1 pseudogene is annotated in these 707 nt (G+C 44.7%); it reads right to left on the reverse strand.

Annotation, left to right across the window (positions count from 1 at the left end):
- Nucleotides 1–345: 345 nt before the first annotated feature.
- Nucleotides 346–707: pseudogene (locus tag J7438_RS26575) on the reverse strand (hypothetical protein); the annotation flags it as partial.

A 707-nucleotide genomic window follows, 5' to 3' on the forward strand; every position in this document is an offset into this window, starting at 1 on the left:
GCGGTTGCTGAGGTGAAAGGTGACTGCATGGTTTGTTTGGAGGTCCTCCCTGTTTCCAATTGGAGAATCGTTTGGGAATGACAACGATAGAGTACGACCTTGTCAGCCCGGTAAAGTTCCAGGCAACGGGTATCAGAGAAGCCTGACCTGTTTGGTCAGGCAGCCTGGTGTGGGATGTATTACTGGATAGCGCACCGCTGCCGCTACTCCAGACGAATACACGTCAACTGCCATAGTCTGAAAGCTGACGTATTCATAATTTCTGAAAACATAAGAGAGCCAGCAGCTTTCACGGCTTAGAAAAATCACTATCACTACCCTGAAAATTCTGGCTATCTTGCCAAATCATGATGTGTCAAAAGCTATCTTCTGTGCTTTAGCACCATGGGCAATGGCTTTAAACAAACTGTCCCAGCTATCAAACATTAACGTGAGAAAGAAGCTGGTGATTTTCCTCCATAATCGCTTTCGTGTAGGCTTCCCTGGCTTATTTAAAGCCTTTTGGAATTTTGGACAAGACAGTTCCTGAATCTGGTCAACCAGGAATGCCAGAAAAGTAAGGTAGGCAAAATTCGTAGCTAGATGTTTTTCGCCATGACCGTCATTGTGTTCAAGTTGATAGTCTTGATTTTTCAGGGTGTTAAACGTTTCATTTTCAATGCGCCATCTACAACGTCCTCCTCGCATCATGGATTCAACGGTATCAT

The sequence above is a fragment of the Thalassotalea sp. G20_0 genome (assembly GCF_017744175.1).
Classification (GTDB): Bacteria; Pseudomonadota; Gammaproteobacteria; order Pseudomonadales; family Endozoicomonadaceae; genus Endozoicomonas.